19 protein-coding genes and 1 pseudogene are annotated in these 25,891 nt (G+C 45.2%); 6 read left to right on the top strand and 14 right to left on the bottom strand.

Annotation, left to right across the window (positions count from 1 at the left end; all coding sequences use genetic code 11):
* Nucleotides 1–85 precede the first annotated feature (85 nt).
* From JK130_RS16255 to JK130_RS16265, 3 genes are all read left to right on the top strand, one after another.
* Nucleotides 86–520 carry an Hsp20 family protein gene (locus JK130_RS16255; RefSeq protein ID WP_218355387.1) on the top strand — a complete coding sequence of 145 codons (435 nt, stop codon included), beginning with the start codon at nt 86–88 and terminating at the stop codon, nt 518–520.
* Between the two features lie 462 nt (nt 521–982).
* The gene (locus JK130_RS16260) at nt 983–3,604 is read left to right on the top strand and encodes a TonB-dependent receptor plug domain-containing protein (protein WP_218355388.1); all 2,622 of its coding nucleotides are present in this window, start codon (nt 983–985) and stop codon (nt 3,602–3,604) included.
* Between the two features lie 237 nt (nt 3,605–3,841).
* The gene (locus tag JK130_RS16265; RefSeq protein ID WP_218355389.1) at nt 3,842–6,439 is read left to right on the top strand and encodes a TonB-dependent receptor; all 2,598 of its coding nucleotides are present in this window, start codon (nt 3,842–3,844) and stop codon (nt 6,437–6,439) included.
* A 104-nt stretch (nt 6,440–6,543) separates the two neighbouring features.
* Here JK130_RS16265 and JK130_RS16270 read toward each other — a convergent pair whose 3' ends face one another.
* The 5 genes from JK130_RS16270 to recR all read right to left on the bottom strand — a co-directional run bounded on the left by JK130_RS16270 (nt 6,544) and on the right by recR (nt 11,865).
* Nucleotides 6,544–7,674 carry an alanine racemase gene (locus JK130_RS16270; RefSeq protein ID WP_218355390.1) on the bottom strand — a complete coding sequence of 377 codons (1,131 nt, stop codon included), beginning with the start codon at nt 7,672–7,674 and terminating at the stop codon, nt 6,544–6,546.
* A complete protein-coding gene (locus JK130_RS16275) occupies nt 7,674–8,072 on the bottom strand; it encodes an MAPEG family protein (RefSeq protein ID WP_218355391.1) in 399 nt (132 codons plus the stop codon). The genes JK130_RS16270 and JK130_RS16275 overlap by 1 nt, the downstream gene beginning before the upstream one ends.
* A 147-nt stretch (nt 8,073–8,219) precedes the next feature.
* Nucleotides 8,220–8,864, bottom strand: a complete 645-nt coding sequence (gene adk / locus JK130_RS16280; RefSeq protein WP_218355392.1) for an adenylate kinase — start codon at nt 8,862–8,864, stop codon at nt 8,220–8,222.
* 375 nt (nt 8,865–9,239) lie between these two features.
* A complete protein-coding gene (gene htpG / locus JK130_RS16285; RefSeq protein ID WP_218355393.1) occupies nt 9,240–11,162 on the bottom strand; it encodes a molecular chaperone HtpG in 1,923 nt (640 codons plus the stop codon).
* A gap of 103 nt (nt 11,163–11,265) precedes the next feature.
* Complete coding sequence (gene recR, locus JK130_RS16290; protein ID WP_218355394.1) at nt 11,266–11,865, bottom strand: recombination mediator RecR; 600 nt, start codon at nt 11,863–11,865, stop codon at nt 11,266–11,268.
* 50 nt (nt 11,866–11,915) lie between these two features.
* Between recR and JK130_RS16295 the strand changes: the two genes are divergently transcribed.
* Complete coding sequence (locus tag JK130_RS16295) at nt 11,916–12,092, top strand: hypothetical protein (RefSeq protein ID WP_218355395.1); 177 nt, start codon at nt 11,916–11,918, stop codon at nt 12,090–12,092.
* A gap of 468 nt (nt 12,093–12,560) precedes the next feature.
* Here the strand turns inward: JK130_RS16295 and JK130_RS16300 are convergent, their stop codons facing one another.
* The 3 genes from JK130_RS16300 to JK130_RS16310 all read right to left on the bottom strand — a co-directional run bounded on the left by JK130_RS16300 (nt 12,561) and on the right by JK130_RS16310 (nt 16,032).
* The gene (locus JK130_RS16300; RefSeq protein ID WP_218355396.1) at nt 12,561–13,754 is read right to left on the bottom strand and encodes a TolB-like translocation protein; all 1,194 of its coding nucleotides are present in this window, start codon (nt 13,752–13,754) and stop codon (nt 12,561–12,563) included.
* A gap of 347 nt (nt 13,755–14,101) precedes the next feature.
* Nucleotides 14,102–15,046 carry a hypothetical protein gene (locus JK130_RS16305; RefSeq protein WP_218355397.1) on the bottom strand — a complete coding sequence of 315 codons (945 nt, stop codon included), beginning with the start codon at nt 15,044–15,046 and terminating at the stop codon, nt 14,102–14,104.
* The gene (locus JK130_RS16310) at nt 15,043–16,032 is read right to left on the bottom strand and encodes a sulfotransferase (protein WP_218355398.1); all 990 of its coding nucleotides are present in this window, start codon (nt 16,030–16,032) and stop codon (nt 15,043–15,045) included. The genes JK130_RS16305 and JK130_RS16310 overlap by 4 nt, the downstream gene beginning before the upstream one ends.
* Before the next feature lie 1,104 nt (nt 16,033–17,136).
* On the opposite strand from JK130_RS16310, the gene JK130_RS16315 reads away from it, so the two are divergent.
* Entirely contained in the window at nt 17,137–18,012 is an 876-nt protein-coding gene (locus JK130_RS16315) for a capsular polysaccharide synthesis protein (RefSeq protein ID WP_218355399.1), read from the top strand.
* Between the two features lie 760 nt (nt 18,013–18,772).
* Here JK130_RS16315 and JK130_RS16320 read toward each other — a convergent pair.
* The 6 genes and pseudogenes from JK130_RS16320 to JK130_RS16345 form a co-directional block, all read right to left on the bottom strand.
* The gene (locus JK130_RS16320; RefSeq protein WP_218355400.1) at nt 18,773–19,099 is read right to left on the bottom strand and encodes a YbaB/EbfC family nucleoid-associated protein; all 327 of its coding nucleotides are present in this window, start codon (nt 19,097–19,099) and stop codon (nt 18,773–18,775) included.
* A 31-nt stretch (nt 19,100–19,130) separates the two neighbouring features.
* The gene (gene dnaX / locus JK130_RS16325) at nt 19,131–21,593 is read right to left on the bottom strand and encodes a DNA polymerase III subunit gamma/tau (protein WP_218355401.1); all 2,463 of its coding nucleotides are present in this window, start codon (nt 21,591–21,593) and stop codon (nt 19,131–19,133) included.
* A 24-nt stretch (nt 21,594–21,617) separates the two neighbouring features.
* Complete coding sequence (gene apt / locus JK130_RS16330; RefSeq protein WP_218355402.1) at nt 21,618–22,145, bottom strand: adenine phosphoribosyltransferase; 528 nt, start codon at nt 22,143–22,145, stop codon at nt 21,618–21,620.
* A 269-nt stretch (nt 22,146–22,414) separates the two neighbouring features.
* The gene (locus JK130_RS16335; protein ID WP_218355403.1) at nt 22,415–23,152 is read right to left on the bottom strand and encodes an HvfC family RiPP maturation protein; all 738 of its coding nucleotides are present in this window, start codon (nt 23,150–23,152) and stop codon (nt 22,415–22,417) included.
* Nucleotides 23,152–23,988 (bottom strand): HvfB family MNIO-type RiPP peptide maturase, encoded by an 837-nt coding sequence (locus JK130_RS16340; RefSeq protein ID WP_218355404.1) that lies wholly within the window; start codon nt 23,986–23,988, stop codon nt 23,152–23,154. The genes JK130_RS16335 and JK130_RS16340 overlap by 1 nt, the downstream gene beginning before the upstream one ends.
* A gap of 65 nt (nt 23,989–24,053) precedes the next feature.
* A pseudogene (locus JK130_RS16345) lies at nt 24,054–24,371 on the bottom strand (HvfA family oxazolone/thioamide-modified RiPP metallophore); the annotation flags it as partial.
* A gap of 637 nt (nt 24,372–25,008) precedes the next feature.
* On the opposite strand from JK130_RS16345, the gene JK130_RS16350 reads away from it, so the two are divergent.
* Nucleotides 25,009–25,545 (top strand): acyloxyacyl hydrolase, encoded by a 537-nt coding sequence (locus JK130_RS16350; protein WP_218355406.1) that lies wholly within the window; start codon nt 25,009–25,011, stop codon nt 25,543–25,545.
* Nucleotides 25,546–25,891: the final 346 nt, after the last annotated feature.

The following is a 25,891-nucleotide window of genomic DNA, read 5'->3' on the forward strand; positions in this document are numbered from 1 at the left end:
TGGGCCTGGAATATCCCGGGCCCTTACAGTGTGTTGCTGAATAATCAGGACACCAATCACATATTGCTTAATAAAGGATATGATTATGCGAAACATCGATTTATCTCCACTTTACCGTACTTTTATTGGTTCTGACCGTTTGTCTACCGTTATTGACACTGCCCGCCAAAGTGAAACTCAGAGCGCATATCCCCCCTATAATATCGAATTAACGGGAGAGGATACTTACCGAATTTCTATGGCGGTAGCCGGCTTTAATCAAAGCAACCTGAGTATAGAAACGCAAGAAAACACCTTGCTAATAGAAGGTAAAACGACCAAAGCTGATGAAAACCGAGCAGCGACGACACGCTATTTACACAAAGGGATTTCGGCCCGAAATTTCAAACGTAAATTTCAACTTGGCGATTATGTCAAAGTTCAGGCGGCTGAAATACAAAACGGTATGCTACATGTTGAATTAAGAAGAGAACTGCCTGAAGCTAAACAGCCCAGACAGATCCCTATCGGTAATTCATAGTTGTGTTTTTTTAAAGTAAAACTTCATGCCGGGCTGACAAGCTCGCATTGATACTGCTACATTTTGCAGCGATAATTTTTGTTGTGTATAGGCTCCCTGGCCTGTTTCTTTTGCCCTCTTCATTAAGAGGGCTTTTTTATTTAGAAAACCCGGTGAGTTAAATAGCTTGCTCAAGTCTGCCTTACTTGACCCCACCTAATTCAACCTCGCCATAGTGGTCTGCCCATTCCAATCAAACCTTAATAAATATCTTTAACCGGTCTCAGACCGCTTTGTTATTTATTCATCTTTTTTAGTCTGTGAAACGTAATTACTTTTGCTTCCCCACCGCGGTGAGTTTGGTAACATCGCGACGTCTGTAACGATTAAGCCTCGCCTATAAGAAGTGCCGGTCAATACAGCTATAACAAATGCCACCTAGCAGAATATCTGCACCATTGTTATTTCTGAGGATGAACACACATGAAATCATTTGCACTTTCTCCTATTGCCGCCACTCTCGTGGCCGCAAGTTTTTTGCCTGCCGCTTATGCTCAACAAGATGTACAAAACACCACCGAAACTGCTGAGCAAGAAGCTGAGCAAATCCTGATTTTGGGTACCCGCCGTCCGGGCCGCTCAGTAGTACAAAGTAATGTTCCGGTCGACTTGATCGATGAAGAAACGCTGGCCGCGGGTGGTTTTAACGACATCAGTCGTCAGCTTCAAAATGTGGTACCCAGCTTCAACTTTTATCAACCTTCATTGGTAGATGGTACTGAACACATTAAACCCGCGTCGCTTCGCGGCCTGGCCCCCGACCAAACATTAGTTCTGTTAAATGGTCGTCGTTTTCATACCAGTGCGCTTTTAAACCTTAATGGTTCTTCAGGTAGAGGCTCTGTTTCGGTTGATTTAAATGCGATTCCGTCAGCCGCGATTAAGCGTATTGAAATTTTGCGTGACGGTGCTGCTGCTCAATATGGTTCCGATGCAATTGCCGGGGTCATCAACATTATTACCAAAGATGCTTCTGAAGGCGGCATGATTTCGCTATCTGGTGGTAGCTACTTTACCGAACTTGACGGTGTGCCTGAGTTAATTGGTATACAAACCGATGCTCAGGGAAATATTTTGCCCAATGAAAACGGCAGTAACCGGGTTACCGGCGTCTACGGTGATGAGATTCGCCGTAACGATGGCGAAAACATTAACCTGGCGGCCAACTTCGGACTGTCATTGGGCGATAATGGTTTTGTTAATTTCACCGGTGAAATTGCCAATGCAAACCGCACCAATCGTGGGGGCTATGACGACGGTGATACCTATCCGCGCAACGCCGATGGTTCCTTTGATGAGCGTGAACTCTCGGTTGACAGAGATCGCTTCAACTTTGGTGCCCCTGACTCTGAATCCTATACCTTTTTGGCAAACGCCGGGTATTACCTGAAAAATGATGCACAATTGTATGCTACTGCTTCTTTTCAGGACAAAGAAAGTATTTCGGGCGCCTTTTTTCGCGAAGCGGCAGATGAAGGCTTCTTTATCCAAAATATTTATCCTGACGGCTTCACCCCGCAAATTCTTGCCGAAATTCAGGATTGGTCGGTGTTAACCGGCATTAAAGGCAGTACCGAAAACTGGGATTACAATGCCAGTGTGGTAATTGGCAATAATGAGGTTGATTACACCACCTCTAATACCGCAAACCCCACGTTTTTACAGCAAACGCCTACCCGCTTTTACGGCGGACAGCTAGCAAACCAACAAACAACCATTAACTTTGATGCGTCGCGTTTTTTAGATGTTGATGGACTGTTCTCACCCTTATCGTTTGCCATTGGTGCCGAATACCGTCTGGATGAGTTTGAAATAAAGTCAGGCGATGAAGCTGCCTATACCAACATTCAGGCCACCACCGAAGCAGGCGAACCTGTGTTTGATGATAACGGCAATCCGGTCTTCCAGTCAGATAGTTTATTTGCTCAGGGCGCGCTGTATTTTTCAGACGCCGCACAAGTTGATGAAGATCGTCACAGTTACGCCTTTTATGTCGACTTAGACGCTGATTTAACCCAACGCTGGAACCTGACCCTGGCAGGCCGCTATGAAGACTATTCTGACTTTGGCTCTACCTCTAACGGGAAACTGGCCACCCGCTACTCATTCAGCGACACATTTTCAGTACGAAGCTCGGTCAGTACCGGGTTTCGGGCCCCGTCACTTCAACAACAGTTTTATACTTCAATAAGTACAAACTTTATCGACGGTGAAGCATTTGAAATAGGTACCATTTCTTCTACAAGTCCAGCGGCTATGGCATTGGGCGGCAAGCAGCTTGAAGCTGAAGAGTCGACCAACGTTAGCGTAGGTTTCACCTGGACAGTCATTGACAATTTGACCATCACAGCAGATGCCTATCGCATCGATATTGATGATCGTGTTGTCTTGTCTGAAACCTTGGGCAACGATGCTGAAGAAGCAGCAATAGTGCAGCAGGTGTTCAGCGAAAATAATATTGACGGTATTGGTGCGGTTCGCTTTTTCATCAACGGGGTAGACAGTCGCACCGAAGGTGTCGATATTGTTGCAAATTACAGTATTGATGATGTCGGCTCTGGGGTATTGAATTTATCGGCCGGGGCAAACTACAACGAAACCGAGGTGAGTCGCGTTGTGGCCTCCGCCGGTCCCAGCGATCTGTTTGCAGCCGAGACGCTTTTTGCCCGCCGCGAACGCGCTCGCTTAGAAAACGCAGCCCCTCGGGTAAAAGCTAATGTTACCGCTAACTGGCAGGGTGAAGACGTATCGCTGATGCTGCGCGGTAACTATTTTGGTGAAGTAACACAGCCCGGCAGTACACAAAGTGGAGATGTCACTGTCGACACCGCGTTTATCGTGGACCTGGAAGCCGGTTATTATATTACTGACGATTTAGAACTAAATATTGGGGCAAACAATCTTTTTGATACTTATCCACAGTCAGCGGTTGTTACCGATGCTCCGGATGTCGGACAATTTGACTATGTTATTCCCTACCCTAACTTTTCTCCCTATGGATTTCAGGGAAGGTATGTCTACGGCGAGCTAACTTATCGCTTTTAATCTACACAGCGGACCAGTCCAGGTCCGCTTTTTTCTATTCGTTTGAAAATTTACCAGATGTACCCAAAGCCTTACTCTACCTGAGCGGGGCTGATGGTGCAGGTTCTGTGTATTACAAATGCTTACACTTTACCTTATTAACTGATTATTTTTCACGATTGCAATTTACCTTATAAAGGTGCTATTTATTGAGTCGTAGCATTCGCTACCCTCAATTACATCAATAAGGAAATACATATGAAACAAGGTGTTAAGCGTAGCGCCCTGGCTGTGAGCCTGGCGTTACTGGGTATGTCTTCCGTTCCAGTTGCTCACGCACAACAATCTGACCAAAGCGCTACAGATGTCGAGCGTATTGCGGTAACAGGTTCTCGTATCAAGCGTACAGATATGGAAGGCCCCTCACCTATTCAAAGTATCGATGCCTCTATGATTGAAGGCATGGGATACGAAAATCTTCAACAACTTCTCGAACGTATGCCTTCAACCGGAGCAGGAACATTTTCAACTCGGGGCAACAGTCAGGATTCTACTGCAAACGGAGCCGCTGCGGTGTCGTTACGCGGAATGGGGCCAGATGCCACACTGGTATTGATTAATGGTCGGCGTGTGGCTATTAGTGCCTTTGCTGAAAGCATTACCAACTCGTTTGTTGATATTAACTCTATCCCGGTATCAGCTATTGAACGTATTGATATTCTAAAAGACGGCGCGTCGGCTATTTATGGTTCAGACGCTGTCGCTGGTGTAGTGAATGTAATTCTACGAAAAGATTTTGAGGGGCTGGAAATCAATGTCGGTTACGGGGGTACCGAGGGCGATACCAGTTATGACGAAACTACGGCAAATCTGGTCTGGGGTACGCAGTCAGAAAAAGGCAGCTCTACCGTTATTCTGGATTATTTTAAAAATAGTCAGTTAGGCGCGCACGAAATGGGCCGCTTCGGCACCGCAAACCAAACCCCTTACGGTGGCAATGATTTTCGCTCTTCGCGCGGTTATCCTGGTTATTTCTATGTAGATGGAGTTAAAACGATTGACCCTGACTGCCCGGCCGAAAATGCCACCGCATCGGGAAGTTGTTTGTTTGACTACGGCCCGTTCGGTTTGGTTATTCCAGCCGCTGAACGCGTAGGTTTGATTGGTCAGTTTGACTATAACCTGGGCAGTGAGTTAACCGCCTTTATGGAGCTGGCGGTACAGCACAACACTTCTGAAGCAGGCGGCGCGGCCACCCCACTTGACGAAGACGCTGGCTTAACGGTTCCCGGTAGTCATCCTGATAATCCTTTTGGGCAGGATATTGAAATTGGCCGCTATCGACCGGTAGATGCCGGCGCCCGACGCTGGGATATCTCAACAGACACACTACGTTTGGTGGCGGGCTTAAAAGGCGTATTTATGGACTTTGACTGGGAAGCATCGGTGCAAAAAGGCCGCAGCAAATCAGAACAAAGTGGCGATCAATCTCAAGGATGGGTGCGCGTTGACTGGCTTCAGCAAGAAATTGACGCGGGTAACTACAATCCTTTTGGTGGTGTAACTAATCCTCAAAATGTAATCGACAATATTACCACCAGCCTGGTTCGCCGTGGCGAATCACGCATGACCAGCGTAGATGCGCATATTACCGGTGAAGCGTTCGACTTTGGTGATGATGTGGTCATGATGGCCGCGGGTGTAGAATACCGTGAAGAAGAAGTTTCCGATATCCCTGATATTCAATTTCAGCGCGGTCTGATTTTTGGCACCGAATCTGTTTCTGCTCAGGCCGAGCGCGATCAATATGCGGCCTATTTAGAACTATCTATTCCATTAGCTGAACAACTGGAACTGCAACTGGCAGGTCGCTACGACCATTACAGCGACTTTGGCAGCACCACCAATCCTAAAATCGCCCTTCGGTGGGCACCTTCTGACCAGGTTACAGTACGCGGTTCATGGGCTCAGGGTTTCCGTGCACCGTCGCTGGCTCAGGTGGGTCTTGGCCCCTCTGAAAAAAGCGTCTTTTTTGTTGACCGGTATCGCTGTGAAGCGACAGGCTTAGATTGCGAATCTCTGGATTACAACATTCAGTTTTCGGGTAATCCGGGGCTTGAAGCGGAAGAATCAGAGTCCTGGAACGTGGGCGTGATTTATGCCCCATTCCAGGAACTGGGTTTAAGTATTGATGTCTGGAGCATCACTCAGGACAACAAAATTGATGAGCAGCAATTTGGTCTGGTCTATGACGCCGAATGTAACAGCCAGGACAGTGAGATTTGTGTGCGCTTACCGCCACAGTCGGGTGAATCGTTGGGGGTAATTCAAAAAATCTTCAATACTTATCAAAACGTCTCGTCACAAGAAGCCTCAGGTATAGATTTCAGTGCTAACTATATGCTGGCGCTTAATGAATATGGCGAGATAAAGTTTAATCTGGACTGGTCTTATCTGAACGAGTTTGAAAAGAACGGTTTAGATTATACCGGAGAGTATGGCTATCCTGAAAATCGTTGGTTGTTCGGCACCACCTGGATGATGGGCGCATTTGATGCCAATCTGAACATTAGTTACATTGGTGAGTTTGAAGATACCCCTGATATCGATTTTGACGGTGTATTGGATTTTGAAGAAAACACCTCGCGTACGGTCGACTCTCAATTTCTGGTAGATTTGCAGGGCGGCTACAACGTATCTGACTCGCTGCGATTGGTACTGGGCGTTAATAACTTACTGGATGAAGAGCCGCCATTTGCTATCGGTAATGGCGATAGTGATTTATACGGCTATGTAGGTGGCATTCATAATCCACGAGGACGCTTTATCTACACTAAAGCCACTTTCCGCTTCTGATGTACTTGCTACAACAATAAGTTAATACTTATTCTCATAAAAATGCCCGGCACTATCCGGGCGTTTTTTATTTCGCCGACTGTATCAATATCGCTATGCAGTAACTACCAGCCTACAATTCGTGGCCAGATGCTTTGAATACTTCGGTTGTCCTGAGTAACATGATATTCATTAAACTGACCCGCTGTTGCACAAGCGTGTACCGGAAGAATACGTAACATCGTGCCATAGGCAAAGGCCGCACCGGGTGACAGTCCGTCTTTATGCTTAATCACACCATGCTCCTGGTTAGTATGCGACACATACCACCCATCTAATACGTTACCCTCGATATCGCACACCAAACCATAGCCGCAATCTTCCGCATGATTTTGTGTCCCTGTATCTCGCGACAGCGCCATCCAACCAGCATCCACCAATACCCAGTTTTTGTCTTTTTGATGGCCAATCACACAGGTTAATACACTTAACGCGATATCGGTGTAACTGCATACCCCTAAGCCAGCCATAACCAGATCGAATGTAGCATAGACCCCGGCGCGCAATTCGGTCAGGCCGTCACGGCTGGCGTTGGCGAGAACCGTAGGGGTAGAGCCGGCTGAAATCATGGCGCAGGGCAAGCCCGCTTCTTCGAGGTTTTTTGCTGCTAACAAAATTTGCTGGCATTCTTGCTGCGCCATCTGGTTACGGGAAGTGGCATCAAAACAGCCATACGACGCACCAGCATGGGCCATTACTCCGGCAAAAATTAAGGATGGGGTCGCGGCAATTTTATTTGCCACTGTAATCAGCTCAGGATCGATTGCAGCCATGCCAGCGCGCTGCTGGTCGACATCAATTTCGATAGCCACACGTAGCGGTTGTTCAAGCATACTGGCCTGGGCACATAACTGCTCTGCGGCGGTAGTACTGTCAATGACAACCGTCAGGGTAACCGCATTGTTAAGCAACGTATTAACTTGTTCAAATTTATTGGGGCTTAGTCCTACCGCATAAAGAATATCCTGATAGCCGGCTTCAGAAAAAGCGTGAGCTTCTGCCAGCGTCGATACCGTTATTGGCATAGGCACAGGCGCATAAATACTTGCCGCCTCTAGCGAGCGTAACGTTTTAACGTGTGGACGTAACGCGACGCCTTGCTGTTCGCAATGTTGCGCTACACGTTGCGCATTTGCCGCCATCTTGGGTTCGTCTATAATACAGGCAGGCGTGATTAAAGTAGTCAGAAGTTGCATTACACCACCGTATAATGAATCATGTAAAGGTTAGCTGCAGCCAGATAAAGCATGGCCGCGAAGGTTAATAACATGCCGGCGATACGCTGCCAGCTGGCACCACTGTGATGACGTAATCCATAGGCATGACTCACCCGACCAAACAAAATCAAGCTGCCACCTAAATGTAAAACCCACCCAAATGCACCTAAGCTTTCAAGACATGCCAATAAAATAAGCGTAATAGGAACATACTCGCTAAAATTGCCGTGGGCCCGATTCAGACGTTCTAACTCAGGGCTGTCTCCGTGCCCCAGACTTATTTGTTCTCGCCGGCGAACGCCAATGACGACTGCTGATAAATACAAATAGCACAGTGTCAGCAAACTGGCATAAAAAGCGGTTATTAGCAGACCCATTCAAAAACTCCCTGATGTATAAATATAAGCCGGTATCTTTAAAATGACAGTGTCAGTATAAATCATAAATCTCAGATACAAAAAAAGGCCGCCCGGCGACCCTTTTTCCACAGACCGCCAAACCGGCAGTCCCAAAATTGCGCCTTATTAGCCTAACAGTTTATCCAACTCTTCGCTTACCTCTGAAACAGGTTTCGTACCATCCATTTTGTGGTATTCACAGTTACCTTTTTCAGATTCATCGGCATAATACCCAACCAACGGTTTAGTCTGCTGATGATAAACACTCAGGCGATGACGTACGGTTTCTTCTTTATCATCCTCGCGAATAATTAGTTCATCACCGGTTTTGTCATCTTTGCCTTCGTTCTCAGGCGGATTGTATTTTACATGGTATACACGGCCAGAAGCTGGATGTACGCGACGTCCGCTCATACGCTCCACAATAACATCATCAGGTACATCAAACTCAATGACATGATCTATCGTAATGCCAGCTTCTTTCATCGCATCAGCCTGGGGAATAGTGCGAGGAAAACCATCAAGCAGAAATCCGTCTTTGCAGTCTTCGCGAGAAATGCGTTCTTTCACCAAACCAATAATAAGATCATCCGACACCAGCTTACCTTCGTCCATAACCCGCTTTGCAGCAAGACCAAGTTCTGAGCCATCTTTAATTGCAGAACGCAGCATATCTCCGGTAGAAATTTGTGGAATGCCAAATTTCCCCATTAAAAACTGAGCCTGTGTTCCTTTACCAGCGCCCGGTGCGCCCAGAAGAATAATTCGCATTGTCGCGCTCTCCGCTTTTTATTTTTAAACTTTCGGCACTTTACACATTCAATCTTACAGTGACAAGTCCGATGCCTGTTTTACACGGCCTTAAAGCACTGGTTTTACGCTTATTAACCCCTACACCGCGTAAGCAAATATGAACATAGCTCACCTTTCCTCTTTATTACCTTACAATAATAAAGTATGAACCGGTGTTATTTTGTATTTTACCTCACTACATGCCAATAAATAATGGTATGTATTAACACGTAACGCGGCCACCCCACAGGTTAGGTATGTGCCCACACCGAAAGCAAGAGCCATGTTTTTTCCACAAAAAAAAGCCGGCTCTACAAAAGCCGGCTTTTTAATCATAATGCTTTAAACACGTGCCTATTTGGCCAGGTTCAGCAGCAATTCGTTAAGGTTCTTTGAAAATGCAGCCGGATCTTTCAAGCTACCCTGTTCAGACAACGCAGCTTGGTCAAACAACACATGCGTCCACTGGTTAAACAAGCTTTCATCCTGCACATCAGCCAGCATTTTAACCAGGCGATGCTCTGGATTCAGCTCAAACTGATACTTAACTTCTGGCGCTGGCTGACCCGCTGCTTGCATCAGCTTCATCATTTGCGTGGTCATGCCATTTTCATCAGCCACGATAACCGCCGGTGAGTCTGTAAGACGGTGAGTGAATTTCACATCAACCACTTTATCACCTAACGCGGTTTTTACACGCTCAACAATGCCTTCAACTTCTTTTTCAGCAGCTTCTTGTTGCTTCTTGCTTTCTTCGTCATCCAGGTCACCTAAATCTAAATCACCTTTAGAGATAGACTGGAACGACTTGTCGCCAAACTCGGTAAGGTGCGACATTAACCATTCGTCAATACGCTCACCCATCAGTAACACTTCAATACCTTTCTTGCGGAAGATCTCAAGGTGAGGACTGTTTTTAGCCGCCTGGTAGCTATCAGCAGTGACGTAATAAATCTTGTCCTGGCTGTCTTTCATGCGTTCAACATAATCAGTCAGCGATACCGTTTGTGCGTCGGTGTCTGCCTGGGTTGACGAAAAGCGCAACAGACCAGCAATTTTTTCTTTGTTGCTAAAGTCTTCTGCCGGGCCTTCTTTTAACACGTTACCAAATTCGTTCCAGAAAGACTGGTACGTATCGGCATCGTTTTTAGCCATCTTTTCAAGCATACTCAGCACACGTTTAGTGCAGCCCTGACGTAGCGCCTGAGTAATTTTGTTATCTTGCAAAATTTCACGAGAAACATTTAACGGCAAATCATTTGAGTCGACCAACCCTTTTACAAAGCGCAGGTAGGTAGGCATGAACTGCTCGGCATCATCCATAATAAACACACGCTGAACATAAAGTTTCAGGCCATGGCTTTGATCGCGATTCCACATATCAAACGGTGCTTTGCTGGGAATATACAATAAGCTGGTGTACTCAGTTTTACCTTCAACTTTATTGTGCGCCCATTTTAGCGGATCGGCAAAATCATGAGAAATATGCTTATAAAATTCCTGATACTCTTCATCAGTAATTTCTGATTTATCGCGGGTCCACAGTGCTGTCGCCTTGTTGACCACTTCCCACTGACCTGGCTCGGCCGGAATTTTTTCTCCGTCAGGCCCATCACGTTCCGGCACTTCTTCTTTATACATCTGCACAGGAATACTGATGTGATCTGAATACTTACTTACAATTGAACGTAAACGCCAATCGTCTAAAAACTCTTGTTCGTCTTCACGAAGATGCAAAACAACTTCGGTACCACGTCCAGGCTTATTAATTTGACCAATGGTAAATTCGCCTTCGCCCTGTGATGTCCACTCAATGCCTTCATCGGCAGAGGCACCAGCAGCACGGGTACGTACTGTGACTTTGTCGGCAACAATAAATGCAGAATAAAAGCCAACACCAAACTGACCGATTAGCTGTGAGTCTCGCGCAGAGTCGCCCGATAATTTGCTAAAAAAGTCTTTGGTACCCGACTTTGCGATGGTTCCGAGGTTCGAAATCACTTCTTCACGATTCATGCCGATGCCATTATCGGCAACAGTGACGGTACCCGCATCTTTATTCACACTGATCTTAACACCCAGATCACCGTCTTCTTCGTACAGGCTGTCATTTTCTAATGCGCGAAAACGTAACTTGTCAGCGGCATCCGCAGCATTTGATACCAGCTCTCGCAAAAAGATTTCTTTGTTAGAGTACAGGGAATGAATCATCAGTTGCAGAAGTTGCTTTACCTCTGTCTGAAAACCATGTGTTTCGTGTTGGGCTGTCTCAGCCATAAACCAGAATCTCCTAGTTAGATGGAACTCAATTCAAACAGGGAGGTAGGGGCATATGGCCGTTTTTCAACTGGCAAGCTTACATTTTTGTTAAAAAAAGTGCTTAAAGTTTGCGACGACCTGAAAAGGCGTGGGTAAGAGTATTACCATCTATGTATTCAAGTTCGCCCCCCACCGGAACCCCGTGAGCAATTCGGCTGGCATTAATATCAAACTGCTGACATAGCTGTGCAATATAGTGTGCGGTAGCCTCGCCTTCCACAGTTGGATTGGTAGCCAGAATGACCTCTTCAATTGGTTCACTCTGAAGCCTTTGCCTAAGCTCATCCAAACCAATATCAGATGGGCCAATGCCATCAATTGGCGACAAATGTCCCATCAGCACAAAATACATGCCCTGATACGATGAAGTTTGCTCGATAGCAACGACGTCCTGGGGGCTCTCAACTATGCATAGCAGCCCACTACTATTGCGTTGAGGATGCTGACAAATCTCGCATACCGAATGCTCTGTAAAGGTACGACAGCGCTCACAATGCCGGATATGCTCCATTGCATTGTGCAATACCGAACTAAGCTTCAGCGCGCCTTCCCGGTTGCGTTCAAGCAAGTTAAACGCCATTCGCTGCGCGCTTTTATTCCCGACACCCGGTAAACAGGTCAAAGAGGTAATTAGTTCGGCCAAAAGGGGACTGAATTTCATGGTAATTTAAACCTGCTTATTCGTGGTAAATAAGGCTGGGATACTGATAGGTGCTAACAGGTTATATTGAGCGGTTTTTGGTGTTTTGGTCATTGTTCTCATCACTCGATATTATTCGTTACAACTTAATTGCTGGCCACTATCTGGCCTTACGCGGGCAAAGCAAAGGTCATGCAGGGCAACTTACCTCCCCCCAATATATGCCGTATGCTACATCGTTTATCTGAACAACGCCATTCAGCCTATCTGAGAATTTCTCTTCGTTAAATCATTTTTAAAGGTAGGGCTTTGACTAAATAAAAAGGGAGGATGGGTTTAAGCCAATTTTTATAAAAGGTTTTTACCTTACTCGTAAAATGTTTTTAATGATTGGTGATGTGTGGTTCACACAATGAAGCAGGCATTTGATGGTCTTATTCAGGCCCCTGCCTGTCAGACTTTTATTAGCGCCTATGACTTTCGCAGGGGCTAATGTTTGATGTTTTTACTTGTTTATTCTATTTGCGGTGTGAATTTGTTCGCAATAGCTTTATAGGCCAAGACAAGGTAATTACACTAATCATAACTAACCATCAACCTGCGTATTACTTCAAGCTGCTAAAGAGCCTGCGCCTGTTTTAACAAACAGCGTAGCGCAGACGTAAACTTGCTGGTTGCATCCTCAAGTTTACGTCGCGCTGTAAGATTTCTATGAATTACTCTTGACCGGTTTTCCTAAGCAAATACATTTGCCGACCACCGTCGTCCATAGATGTCACCACGATACTTTTGCCATCAGGGCTGGGACAAGGATGCAGATCGCAGCGGAATTCCCCATGCTTTGGGTTGTGGTTATGAAAGGTAGCAATTTTCTTACTCTCATCGTTTCGTTCGCTGTAAGTGAACAGATCAATAGTTTCTCGGTAAGGGGTATCAAAAATAAAGTGATCAGGCTCGTTCGGGAAATGGCGCATATGAACGTTATGGTCAATCCGCTTTGCTGCGATTTGTCTCACCTTTTCGCCGCCATTTGGCCCGTCTTTGTAAAGATAGACCCCGTTTCGTCTCCAGAAATACAACTGTTCGTTGTCTAACCATATAACATGTGATGTCGCTTGCTCTAACAACCGTAAATCACTTCCGTCAGTTCCACAGGTCAAGCTGCAACCCATACTATCATTCCAGCTTCTGGAAAGATCCCGGGACCTGAACCGCAGTTTTACAGTAAACCGTTTTCCGTCCGGGCTCATCTTTACGTGGTTAAACCAAAAGACATAACGTCTCACTAAATTACTAAGACGAAGCCGCAAAGGCAGGCGTGAGAGAAGAAACTTTGCAGCCTCGTGTAGCGATAACAGAAGTTTTTCTTCACCTGACTTGGCATCTATTCTCCAAACACCATCTTCCCAGGGCTTTAACGAATCGATTAAATGCCCTTTTCCGCCAGCGTAACCATACCCGGGACGCACATAATTGAGTCGGGCCATATTCAAAGACAGAAAAAACTTTCCGTCAGGAGCTACAGCGTATACCGGATGGGGAAATGTCTTGGTTTGTGCACTCTCTGCACAATAGTGTCTTGAAATAAATTGATCGTTTTCCCGGTCATTCCAAATTAATGTTTTAGTTTGTGGAAGCCATTGACTCATGGCACCTTGCTGCCAGCTCCATGCCGTGCTCTCCCCAACTTTAATCCACGACCTGTCTCCCTGAAGATCCATATACCCTATATCAATCTTGTCTTGAGGAGTGGGGCTTCGTTCTTTAAAAGACACGCTGTGCCCGGCAAGTAGCCGGCTTTGGGAATCGAACACCGGAATATCATAGTAGGCATGTGAATGGTATTTTCCTGAATCACTTCCCCGGGTTAGTTGTATTCTTTCCCATCCACTGTTTTTATTATCCGTCATTGTTATGCCTATTTATTGGGTGTTACATTAATTTGTTTGATTGAAAGCGACTTATTAATCCAGACTAATCCCTATTGAATAGTTCCTTTTTCAGAGATAACTATGTGTAAGGGAAAAGACCAGTATAAGTTCAGATCAAGGTTTACTTTTGTCCAGCTATCGGGTAATTGCTGAAAGGTTAATTTGACCCCACTCTTTCTTATTCTCTCTGAGACCTTTTTGTTTCTGAAAACTTTTTTTTCCGAAAACTTTATAAGGTGCTCTGTTCCTGAAACGATTGTACAGCCAGCAGCGTTTAAGCCAATACCTTTAGCTTTCGAAAAAAGAGACCTTGTCTGGACCAACCGTTACTGTTTTACCATTCGTTTTAGTTTATTCAAAATACGCACGCCAAGATCATACATCGCGAAAATCTTGAGCTGATATTTCCATGGTAACCGGTCAAAAACTCCGGCTTTTCTTACTGGCATTTGATCAAGCTGTATTCTTCCCTGATCGTCAATGTGATTCAGCAACGCTTCTCCATACATTTTTCCTCGCTCGCTCACACCCGGTGTAGACAGCCTTTGTTTCAAACTGTTTGAAAGTCTGTCTGTCCATTTAAAATGATGTACTCGCAGCGGTAGAGCAAAACGAATCTGAGATTTGCCAATGCCCCGTAGCTTTCCCAGATGTTTGTCAAAAAGATAGTTAACTCCGGCCGCACCGGGTAACGCACCATGACCTCCTAACGAAGGAAGCACGCTGCCTTTACATGCCATCACATTTACCGTGCCCGCCGCCCAGCCGCCGCCTTCGTGCTGCCTGATTGTACACATTACATCAGCTTGAATCGGATACTGATCCCAGATAGAACGACCTTGTTCAATCGGTGTCAGTTCTCCTTTGGCTGCAAGGCGGTCAATAAAAACGCCCTGAATGCAGTTAAGTTGCTTTTTATCGCAATACGCCAGAAACGCCTTTAAATTAACCGGAAACTCATGAAATTCATCTACGTCTGCACTGATAACCCAGTCATTGTCGGTGGCTACCTGCTTTTGAATCTCGCGCCTTTTTTCCCACATAGAATTACTTGTATAGGGAGCAATCCACATTTCCTGCGGTTTGATACCGTACTCATCAAGCAGTAACACTGCCTTCTTCATTTGCTCGGAATTTTCGTCAGTTGCCTGAAGCACCGCATGTGTATTCTCGGCTGAAATTCCCAAGCCTTTATAATATTCTAAAAAGTGGGGCAAAAGCGCTAGATCATGTTCAACACCCACGCATGTTATCAATCTTATTTCACTCATTTAATGTCCATATCGTTTAGATAACAATTAAGAAACTCATGGTTTTGAGCGATTTCTTTTACTTCATCAATCTGACTTTTTGACCACTCTACCCGTTTTCGGCTTTTGTGCAGACTGGGTTTCACTTTTAAAGAGCAGCTTTTCAGATAATCGGCGGAAGGGTCAATATTCAGAAATTCACAAATTCTGCTTAACCCGGTTTCAGGGTCTTCGCAAAAATCTTCATAAACAACATGCAAAACTTCTTCGTCTGCCAACTCGTTCTGCATTTTTGAAATGGTATTACACAGCAGACGGTAGTCTTTAACCATATCGTCCTGTACAGAGGCTGCAATTTTCCCAGACTCTTGTTTGCTTTTTAGCTCAGCTGAAAATAAATCCCCCGACTTATGTTGAATGCGGACCTCATCATAAGTACGATTTTTGCGAAGAGACAGTGTTGCGACATTATCTAGTGGATTTCGAGTCACCAACACCCAGCGGATTTTATTTTTTACTGTTTTTCGTAATTTTGTAATCAGCTGTGGATTTTTATTGAACCAGCGAACTGCCCAGTCGCCTTTTTTATCCCCAATCGTGGTAAGGCTATCTGAATACCCATGATGTTGATTTTTTACCTCATAGGAGAAACCATTCCAAAACCTTCCATGCTGTGTGAATGTTTTAGAATTATCCTCGATCAGCGCATAAATAGATTTTTCAGACAGTCCTTTGTGAATCAGCCCCATCGCATCCAATTCATGAGATACAATTGCATTGGGATGGGCATCAAGCAACGAGCCAATCAGTGAGTGACCCGACCGAGGAAAACTTAGAAATTGAACAAAATTATCTACCCGGCTAAAAGCTTTCGGCTTATGGATATTGCTCAACGTTCCTTTAAGTGCAAGTTTCCATATAGGTATCTCTGAATGTCTTCTTGACTTCTCGTGTTGGAATAAAGGGACACTGTGTGTTTTGGTGACCCAATTTTTTAACTGGCTCATAAATTAGCAACGTGGTTAAACAATGAGTTTATTTTTAACCAATCAGCTACTTTCAGTTCCTTTGTCTTTAAAAAATTACTCGGTGAATACACTTCCATATCCTCATCAAAAATTAAGAGTGCTATTGTAAATCGGTTTTTCTCGGGCAACAGTACAACTAAACATCTGTTTATTGCAGAAATGAGGTTTATGTACCCGCGACCGTCGCTTTTGGTTCATACTTTTTTATTAGAAGAGGATCACTTTTCTATCTCCAAAACACGACAAACCGATCACAATATGCCAGTTTTGTTACCAAAAGAAATTCTGGTATTGCCAGGTTTTGTTACTCAGGCCGCCCGTCGCCATTTTAAAAGGCTTGTTCACTCTGATATATCCCTTTGTACGCTGTTCTTAAGAAAAGTAACCTGGGTACTTTGGTATAACATTTCCGCAATGTCTTTACGCATCTCGGCACCACAAAACTTCGCACCACGATACCTAGTTGCGAACACCTGAACAAGCTCCTCAATGCTTACGCTTTCAATCAATACAGAATGTGAAAAAAGCAATATGTCTCAATAACGACCGTATCAAATGACACGCTATTAATCTCAGGTAAGTCCTGTTTAAAAACAAGTATACTCATGGTAACTACACCAGCACCTCGCTTGCTAAGGCTAACGAACACCCAACAATATCTGACAATTTTGCCGTTATAAACGACGTGGCTTTTGCATTGTAAAACAAAAGAAAAGTGAAACGTTCCAATACCTTTATGTTTCATTTTCAGAATAAAGACGATTGACCTTGCACTATTGAGGTTCAGTACTGCAGACCTGAGAGGCTAGTCGATAGTATTCATTTGTCATATACTCTGGCTTCAATAACGGCAAGCATTAAGTGCGTTCTCTTAATCCTGGCGGTTCACGCTACAAATAAATTAACCTCCACGCGAGGATTATTCGCATTACATTAAGTTGATAAAGTCTGTTACTCATCGCAGCCGCTGGCTTGTGAAAAGAAGTATAGGTTTTAGATTGTGTACTGTATTACGCCTTGAGAAGGGTTAAAATTTAATTCCCCCGTTTGCGGGTAGTTCTTATAAGCAAAAGGCTTTTCACTATGATTGACTCTGACGGCATCCCCCGTGTAACTGCAATAGAAAAGTGGCGACATCGCCGTTTTGTGGGGCAACAGCATCGGCGAGACGCGCAGAATCAGCGTAAACTAGGCCTGGATACTTTTTCTCAGGATTGGACGCGCTTGCTCTCAAGGCCCCCTACAGACTGGCTGCCCCGGCGAATCTGGATATTATGGCTACAGGGCGAGGATCAAGCCCCACCTCTTGTATCGCGATGTATTAGCAGTTGGCGTACTTTAAACCCAGACTGGCAGGTCGAGGTGCTAAACGAACAAAGCCTTTCTCAATGGATCGACCTACCGACGTTCCCCCCCGGAACCAGCCTCAATCATAAAGCGAACATTGTGCGCTTGCGTCTTCTTGTACGCTATGGGGGCGTTTGGACCGATGCTACAACACTTTGTCTGCGGCCTTTAGATGACTGGATAGGACATGCGCACGCAAGCGGTATGTTCGCTTTCGCTCGACCGCAACCCGAGCGATCACTGGCAAACTGGTTCATTGCCTCTACGCCAGAAGCCCCATTAACAGAAGCATGGCGCCGCTGGAGCGAATGTTATTTGCTATCAGGTAAACGGCCTCAATCCTATTTCTGGTCCCATCACACCTTCGACTGGCTTCTTAAACGCAGCCCTCATCTGCACGACCTATGGAGTCAGACTCCTCAGGTCTCGGCACGAGGTCCGCATGTATTCCAGCGATTGCTTGACGGCCATCTTGATAGTGTTGATGTTCCAACCAATGAAGCATTAGCAAACGTGCCACTGGCAAAACTTAATCATAAAAAAGGCTATACCGTGGAAGCCGTCGACCGGTTGTTGGAAGATAAAGGGCTCATGACCTCAGGCCATAAATAGAGCAGTGCTTAATTTTTTATAGCACAGAGGTGTGCGTGAATAATCAGCGCGGGGGCACCGCTCTGGGGCCGCCGCAATCGCGGTTTGCCAACACCTCGACCCCGCGTCGTATGGCGACACAAAAAATCACTCGCTGATGGCGAACTAAATGGAAGCGATCTATCGCCGCCAGGTCGAATGTGAGTTTCTTGCCAATTTTTACCGATCACTCTTCACTGCCAGTCTTTGTTTTTTGCTCAACGCAATCGTTCTAATCAAGTCATGAAGCATAGCGAAAACACAGATATCCAGTTTTCTAAAATGCTTACAAGTTTAAGAAGCGTCGGTCCCACGAAGTAGTGTGTTCCCGGCTAAATTTACGGGTAATTGATTTGTATTGCAGATATCAGGTAAGTAAAAGCAGGTAAGTAAAAAAAGGTAAGTACAAAGTTTACTTTTGCCGCCCTTGTCAGCTTCTGCGTCAGAGGGTTTTACATTTTTTTAGCTTAGTAACACAACGACTAAAATTGACTCAGACTCCTGTAGCCACCGCACAATGCATGTTCGCCTGAAACATTGAGTTTTTAATTTACGAAAGAAAAGATTCTTATTGAGAAGCAAGAAGAACGTAGTTATCTTGCAGAAAATTCTGCCGAATAGATTTTATTTCCATAAAAAAAGCTCAGGCCGAACCTAAGCTTTTTAGGGCAAATCTTTTATCTTGTATTTGGCTCCGTAAATTTTTATAACTCACGAGGCTAATAAAGAGAAGGGCTTTAGCCTAAAACGGCATTTTCATACCAGGAGGCAGTGGCATTCCACCGGTCACATCACCCATCTTTTCTTTGCTGGTTTCCTGAATACGGCGTACTGCATCATTAAATGCGGCAGCTACCAAGTCTTCAACCATGTCTTTATCATCGTCCATTAATGAGGGGTCGATATCTACGCGGCGAACATTGTGGTTACAGGTTACTGTGATTTTTACCATTCCGGCCCCCGCCTCACCTGTCACTTCCAGGTTTGCCAACTCTTCCTGAACTTTTTGCATGCGCTCTTGCATCTCCTGCGCCTGCTTCATGATATTGCCCATTCCACCTTTAAACATAATGTCTCACCTTTTAAGTTGTCGTAATTCGTTAGCGCGCTTTCACCGATTGAGCAATGACGGATGCATTAAACGAGCCGATGAGATCCTGAAATTGCTCATCGTTACTCACTACCCATTCAGCGTGCTGCTGTCGCATTAAATTGATTTTTTGCTGAATTGAAAAGGGGGTTTTATCCGGCTTCCCAATTTTTATATCCAGCTGTATTTGTTCACCCAGCGCATTTGATAAGGCCTGGGCAACCTGTTCTTTACTGTTGTCATTCAGTAGATGTGTCTGCCCCGGGTCTAATTCAAGCATTACCTGATTATCTTTTTTCTGATAGGCAGAATGTAATACGATTTGTTTTACTAATCCGGCTACAGGCATCGACGATATCAAACGGCTCCAGCTGTCTATCTGATTAGCATCAACTAACTTACTGCCATCTGGCAGGTAAGCAGACAGCTTCTCGTGAGTATCTATAGAGGCCGGCACGCGCCCCTCGACAGCTGACTGGTCAGAAATGTCAGATACATCTGCAGCTACTCGCTTTAAAGACTCTTCATTAGCCCTGTTTGGGACAGAAGCTTCGTTAACAAAAGATGATACTGAGTCGCCATACAAAGCCGGCTCAACAGATGAAGACTCTTCAGCATCAGCTATAGGCGATTGCTGTTGCGTTTGACCCGGTTCGGGCATTGATTCGGTGACCCACGGCGGCACATCTTCATAACTGTTTTGGGGGGCATCAGAAAAATTATCTGCCGTATTTGCAGGCTCGCTATCCGGTGTCTTCGAATCTTTAGTAGACAAAGCCGGCATGGTCTCAGGTTGAGATTTTACGGGCTCTGCCGACGGCGGCCGCTCTGCTCGGCTTAGCCGGGCAACGGGGTCGACCGGTTCAGACTTTTTTTCAGAAGAAGTGTCCTCCTGACGACTACGCTTGAGCTTTTGTCGCAGGGCCAGCATTTCTTGCATACTGTTGGTGTTGGATGATTCGGCTACCGGACGCGAGGCTTCATTTTGCGAACTCTCTGACATGACTGTCGTTGCATCCGAAGCCAGGTCCTGAGGCTGGCCAGACAAGTCAGCATGGGGCTCAGATGAGGCCAAAAACTCGTCTGGCATCGATTCTGTTGAAAACAAAGACGATGATGAGTCATCCATAGTATCTGGCGCAGCTTCGTCGCCCCGGTAGGCGCTGGCTTGTTGCTCTATCTGCGCTTGTTCTGACTCAGCTTGCTGAGCTAACAATTCTGCAGCTTCATCATCCTCGTTATAAGCAACCGGACTAACATCGCTGCTTCCAAGAGCCTCAGGCTGCGCTGGGGAATTATCCTCAGTTGCTTTCTGGCGAGCCATAGGTTCGCTGGGCGTCGTAACAGGCGAGGATTCACTGATAAGTTTTTCGGGGTCTTCCACCGGAGCCGCCGGGGCAAATGACATCATCCGTAATAGTGTCATCTCCAGGGCGCTCTTACCATCAACGGCATAAGGCATATCTTTACGCCCCTGCAAGGCAATTTGATACAACAACTGCACCTGCTCCGCGCTCATTTGTTTGGCTAGACTATAAATAGCTTTGGCGGCGGTGGTTTCTAGTTTACATGCGTCCGGCACCCATTGCGTTAACGCAATCTGATGCAATAAGCTGCTTAGCTCGGCCAAAACCTGGGCATAATCGGGCGCTTGCTCAGCCATCTGGGCAACCAGACCCAAAACTTCGGTAGATTTTTTCTGAACCACTGCATATAACAAGCGTACCAGCAGATGCTTGTCCATCAGACCTAGCATATCGGTAACAATGTGTTTCAGAACACGGTTATCTCCCTGGGCAATGGCCTGATCGGTCAGGCTCAGTGCATCACGCATACTGCCCTGGGCAGCGCGCGCCAGTAAACCAAGTGCGGGCTCTTCAAAGCTCACCTGTTCCTGTTGCAATATATACTGCAGTTGCTGACCGATTTGCTCGCGCGAAAGCGCTTTTAGATTAAATTGCAAGCAACGCGATAAAATAGTGATGGGCAACTTTTGCGGATCGGTGGTCGCCAGTAAAAATTTAACATGAGGAGGCGGCTCTTCAAGTGTTTTAAGTAAGGCATTAAAGCTGTGCTTAGACAGCATATGCACTTCATCAATCAGGTACACTTTGTAGCGGCCACGGGTAGGCTTATACTGAACATTATCAAGAAGCTCGCGGGTATCTTCGACTTTAGTGCGTGATGCTGCATCAATCTCGAGCAAGTCAACGTAGTTACCATGCTCAATCTCTTTACAGGTAGCGCAATTTCCACATGGGTTAGACCCCTGCCCTTGCTCACAATTCAGACTTTTGGAAAATATGCGCGCAATGGTGGTTTTGCCCACCCCACGGGTGCCTGTAAAGAGATAAGCATGATGTAGCCGGTTGTTGTCCAGGGCATTCGCTATAGCGGCTACCACGTGTTCCTGACCAACCAGCTCACTGAAGCGGCCGGGACGCCATTTACGCGCTAATACCTGATAACTCATTGCCCTGACAGCTCCTGTGTGTACTTAAAATTCACAGATTGAATAGGTCTGGATACCCAACTCAGATAGCTTTTCATCTCCGCCCAGTTCAGGCAGTTCAATAACAAAACCAGCATGGTTTATGGTGCCACCCAAGCGACGTATCAATTTAGCAGAAGCGGCAATAGTGCCACCGGTCGCTAGCAAATCGTCAATAAGCAATACCTTATCACCTGGTACAATGGCATCTTTATGAATTTCAAGAGTATCAGTTCCGTACTCAAGGTCATAAGACTCCCTGACCACTTCACGGGGAAGTTTATTGGGCTTTCTTACCGGCACAAAGCCGATACCCATTTCAATTGCTAATGGAGCCCCGAACAGAAAGCCTCGAGCTTCTGTTCCTGCTACTTTATCAAATTTAACGTCCTTGTATTTTTCAAGAAGTAGCTCAATACAGGCGCTAAATGCCTTATGATCTTCTAAAACACTGGTTACGTCACGAAATTGAATGCCTGGTTTGGGATAATCAGGCACCGTTTTTACAACTGATTTTATATACTCAGCAGTCACTAGTACGCCTTTTAATCGTGCTGGTTAGAGCCAGAATGTGAACCAGCCGCATATGATGTGCAATAATGGAAAAGCAATCAATACAGCTAATGAAGCAAGAAACCACCACTTATTGTAGGGTTCATTGAAGTTTTGGTGGTCGGACATCCGCTTTACCCTTCATTTTTGTTCACGCAAATGGGGGTAAATGGTAATCGAATAGCAACAGAAATGACAGTTTTTCTGAGAATTAGTCAGGTTGACTGACTAGCAGATAGCCAACCTCATGCTCAGGCTTTTAGGAATATCTGATGACCCAATAACTGTTGTAAGGTTTGGGTGAGCGCGGTGGTGATGTTTGTTTCATCTAATTGCGGCAGCGCTGCTTTCATTCTTACCAAAAGCTCGTTAAAAGATTGCTTATCGTCAACATTTTGAATTAGAAAAGCGGTAACTTCATTTACCTGCAAAAATTTAACCTCATGGGCCGCGTTACGGTATACCACATAATAATATACCTGTCCTTCTCCCCGCGCCGGTTGGTAGTCGGGACCAATGCGGTGTACTTCATATTGATATGACACCAGACTGGCTAAGGCAGAACAACAAAACTGTAAGGGCAAGTCTTCCTTAGTCCAGACTTTTGCTGAAATATCATCCTGACGTATGCTGAGATCTAATTCCAGCCATTCATAGTGGGCAAGCTCAGACACCCAGACCGGAAGCCGCTCCAGTACGGGCGGGTTCTGTGCCAGAAAATCGATGAATTCTTTTGAAATATTGCAAAAATAAGGGCTTGCTGCCGGGTGTAAGATAAAGAAGTCGCGAGCCAGGGCCTGCCACTGTTTTTCTGACAAGGTTTGATGCAATACCGGAAAACCATTACATAAAAACTGGTTGATATTATTAAAAAATAACGCCTGGTAAATGTTTATTCTACGTTGTGCTTCCCGATCTGAAATAGACATTTTCTGAGGATCACGGATGGCCCGGGTAAAGTTTTGCTGCACCGTTTTGAAATCTTCCATTAGGCTGTCCTGCTACATAAATGGTTGCTTGCCTGAGTCTGAATGTGCTTAATCCGCTTGACATCTTCTACTAAGTCGGTCACTGGAGGAATATTGAAATCACGTTCCAACAGCGTAGGAAAGACACCATGTAGCTCATATGCCTTCGATAACAATGCCCAGACCGGTTCGATAACATCCGCTCCATGAGTGTCTATTTTAAGATCATCCGCCTCATCATAATGGCCGGCAATGTGTCCATACACAATTTTGCGTGAGGGCAGACTTTCAAGAAAATGACTGGCATCGTAGTTGTGATTAATGCTATTTACATAGAGATTGTTTACATCAAGCAGCATCTCACAACCTGAGCGCTGTAAGACTTCAAGCGTAAAATCAAGTTCACTCATTTGCTGGCCCGGGGCGAGATAATAAGAAGTATTCTCCAATACCAGGGGCATTTCGAGTATGTCCTGCACCTGATGTATGCGGGCTACCACATGTTTGACCGCCTCAGGGGTAAAGGGTATCGGGAGAAGATCGTACATATGACCATCAGCAGAACAATAGCTTAAGTGTTCAGAATACACTGATATGTTGTAGCGATTAATAAACTGCTTGATGTCACGCAGAAGCTGCATATCCAACGGATCATAGCTACCTATAGACAATGAAAGCCCGTGGCAGGTAAGTGTTGTTTGTTCGGCACAGGCTTGCAGCTGGGCTTGAAATTTTCCACCCAGGGTAAGCCAGTTTTCTGGCGCAATTTCCCAAAAATCCACTTCCCGAGGTAATTCAGGAAGTATTTCAGAAAACATTTCTCTGCGAAGGCCTAAGCCCGCCCCGGTAACTTGCATACTAACTATTCCATACAATGGTTAAAAAGGCGTCATCTGACGCCTTTTTTCTTTCAAGCCACGCCGCCACATTTGCCTTCTTTGGCAGCCTTATCACCACCACACTTACCTTCGCCGCATTTCCCCTCTTTGGTTGCTTTGTCTTTACCATCTTTGCCAGCTTTAGCGGCTTTATCTTCACCACACTTACCTTCGCCACATTTACCTTCTTTTTTGGCTTTGTCGCCACCACACTTACCTTCTGAAACGACCTGCATATAACCGGATTCAAGATGCTGCATTCCAAAAGGGTTTGTTTCGGCTACCGCAGGCGTGCCAGCTAATGAACCGATCACCACCGCCCCGAGCGCGGATGAAATAGCGGTTGTTTTTACATTTTCCATATTTAATTCCTCAAGGGTAAATAAATCAGGTGATCGTGCTCACCTATTGATAAAGACCCTTTATCGACGTATATAATTTCATCCTAATATAAAAAATGTTAATAAAGGTAAATATCACTAAGTGCAGGCAATATAGTCGAGCGAATGGCTATTATCGAACTTACAAAGAGGGATATGGGATGAATGGCTTTTGACCAGCGAATCCAGTCCTGAAGGTTAGCGACTCTCACGACAGTTACTTACCTACCCGTTGGATCGGAGAAAAGACTATTTGCGTTGCTGGGGGTACTTAACCCTGAGGGTTCACACACACCGTAAAACATGAAAAGTGACTGTCCTTGTCTACCACTTATTCATAGATCAATCATATTGTAAGCAATCGTAAAACCTATGCAGTAGGCAAAATCTGTAACCTTCAGAAAGTTATGGCATATCCAGCACCCAAGACATCAATAACGCATAGTTAACTTAACCTAATAAAAATTTATTATGAATAATATTCTGAGCTGAAAGTCTATTTTACAAAGATAATATTAAGCATATTAATCAATTTATAGATATTTTCAGGTATTTTAATCAGTTAGCGTGGTGGTCATAGATTTGCTAATTCTTTTCTATTACTTCAAGGAGTTAGTTGATGCCACGTATTCTCACATCTTTAGTTTTCTTATTCTTTGGCTTATGTTCTATTTCAGCAAATGCTTCACCGACCGCTACCATTGACTATCTTCAGGGTTCAGATGATATAAAAGGTTTGCGCCTCGCTTATCGCCCCGTTTCTTATAAATTAGTGACTGATTGGTTCGGTGACATTGATTTATACTGGGAGGCAAGTATGAACCTATGGGAATATGGAGATGAAAACACGCACTCAACCAATTTTGCATTATCGGTATCACCCGTTTTAACTAAAAAAATAGGGACTCTTGCTGGTAAGTACCCTGTACATTTCGAAATTGGTATTGGGGCTAGCTTAGTCGATGATCGCGAATTTGCGGGTAAAGATATAGGATCGCACTATCAGTTTGAAGATAGAATAGGTTTTATTTTTAGCTTTAATGATAAACAAACATCACAAATCAGTGTTCGATACATGCATTATTCTAATGCCGGATTAAGTGATAAAAATCCCGGATTAGACTTTTTATCTATAGGTTACGTGTACAGATTTTAAAGCTTTAAAAAATTTGATTTACAGATAGTTGTTGTAAAGCCTGATCGGGCCATCCTCGCAGATAGTTCTCGCTGAGAAACAGTTTTTCTTAGAATGAGGAGCTCCGTAGCCGGCAAGGGACAGTTCACTTCGTAACGCGAGTTATCTCTGGCAACCACGTTGTCACATGGGGGTAAATCACGCCCGGACGAGGATTAGCTATCCTCGTCAGTGATTTACGGCGCGTCAGTGATTTACGGCGCGCCAGGGATGGCGCGACTGGACATTACACCAGGGATGGGTGAGGCTCCGGTTTGCAACGCAAATTTAAGGTGACTTAACGTCACCTTAAAAGGAACGAACGGGC

It is taken from the genome of Alteromonas lipotrueiana, assembly GCF_019249245.1.
Lineage (GTDB): Bacteria > Pseudomonadota > Gammaproteobacteria > Enterobacterales > Alteromonadaceae > Alteromonas > Alteromonas lipotrueiana.

Coding starts and splice junctions, on each gene's coding strand:
- JK130_RS16255 (WP_218355387.1), top strand. CDS start 86: ATGCGAAACATCGATTTATCTCCACTTTACCGTACTTTTATTGGTTCT.
- JK130_RS16310 (WP_218355398.1), bottom strand. CDS start 16,032: ATGAGCCAGTTAAAAAATTGGGTCACCAAAACACACAGTGTCCCTTTA.
- JK130_RS16270 (WP_218355390.1), bottom strand. CDS start 7,674: ATGCAACTTCTGACTACTTTAATCACGCCTGCCTGTATTATAGACGAA.
- JK130_RS16260 (WP_218355388.1), top strand. CDS start 983: ATGAAATCATTTGCACTTTCTCCTATTGCCGCCACTCTCGTGGCCGCA.
- JK130_RS16350 (WP_218355406.1), top strand. CDS start 25,009: ATGCCACGTATTCTCACATCTTTAGTTTTCTTATTCTTTGGCTTATGT.
- htpG (WP_218355393.1), bottom strand. CDS start 11,162: ATGGCTGAGACAGCCCAACACGAAACACATGGTTTTCAGACAGAGGTA.
- JK130_RS16300 (WP_218355396.1), bottom strand. CDS start 13,754: ATGACGGATAATAAAAACAGTGGATGGGAAAGAATACAACTAACCCGG.
- JK130_RS16320 (WP_218355400.1), bottom strand. CDS start 19,099: ATGTTTAAAGGTGGAATGGGCAATATCATGAAGCAGGCGCAGGAGATG.
- JK130_RS16305 (WP_218355397.1), bottom strand. CDS start 15,046: ATGAGTGAAATAAGATTGATAACATGCGTGGGTGTTGAACATGATCTA.
- JK130_RS16335 (WP_218355403.1), bottom strand. CDS start 23,152: ATGGAAGATTTCAAAACGGTGCAGCAAAACTTTACCCGGGCCATCCGT.
- JK130_RS16265 (WP_218355389.1), top strand. CDS start 3,842: ATGAAACAAGGTGTTAAGCGTAGCGCCCTGGCTGTGAGCCTGGCGTTA.
- adk (WP_218355392.1), bottom strand. CDS start 8,864: ATGCGAATTATTCTTCTGGGCGCACCGGGCGCTGGTAAAGGAACACAG.
- dnaX (WP_218355401.1), bottom strand. CDS start 21,593: ATGAGTTATCAGGTATTAGCGCGTAAATGGCGTCCCGGCCGCTTCAGT.
- recR (WP_218355394.1), bottom strand. CDS start 11,865: ATGAAATTCAGTCCCCTTTTGGCCGAACTAATTACCTCTTTGACCTGT.
- JK130_RS16315 (WP_218355399.1), top strand. CDS start 17,137: ATGATTGACTCTGACGGCATCCCCCGTGTAACTGCAATAGAAAAGTGG.
- JK130_RS16340 (WP_218355404.1), bottom strand. CDS start 23,988: ATGCAAGTTACCGGGGCGGGCTTAGGCCTTCGCAGAGAAATGTTTTCT.
- JK130_RS16275 (WP_218355391.1), bottom strand. CDS start 8,072: ATGGGTCTGCTAATAACCGCTTTTTATGCCAGTTTGCTGACACTGTGC.